The organism is Paralimibaculum aggregatum, from assembly GCF_030270585.1.
Classification (GTDB): domain Bacteria; phylum Pseudomonadota; class Alphaproteobacteria; order Rhodobacterales; family Rhodobacteraceae; genus Thermohalobaculum; species Thermohalobaculum aggregatum.
In genome coordinates, this window is record NZ_BSYI01000157.1 from 1 (window position 1) to 397 (window position 397).

Annotated in this window: 1 protein-coding gene; it reads left to right on the top strand. The window is 70.0% G+C overall.

Annotation, left to right across the window (positions count from 1 at the left end; all coding sequences use genetic code 11):
* Nucleotides 1–397: hypothetical protein (locus QSJ97_RS24755; protein WP_285675171.1), on the top strand; the 397-nt coding region annotated here is incomplete at both ends.

Below are 397 nucleotides of genomic sequence, written 5' to 3' on the forward strand. Positions count from 1 at the left end.
GTCGAGACCGATCTGGTGCCCGGGCTGATCGACCTGACCGGCGACATCGCCGCGGCCTTCGGCATCACCGAGGCGCCGGTCTTCGACTTCACCGACGGGATCGACGCCGCGGGGCTGGCCGACGGCATCGTCGCGTTCGACCGCGGCGGCGCCGATTTCGGGCCCGGCCCGGAGGCCTGGCTGCTCGACCAGACGGTTCCCGATGCGGCGATCAGCGCGGCGGGCTTCGATCCGCTGATCATCGGCCGGGTGTCCGACATCAACGCCAATCTCTACTGGGACCCGGGCAATCTCGAGCTGATCGACATCACCGACTACGACAGCTTCACCAGCCGCAGCTTCGAGACCGCGAACATCCCCGCCGCGGTGCTGGCCGGGCTCGCGGTGACCGCGCTGG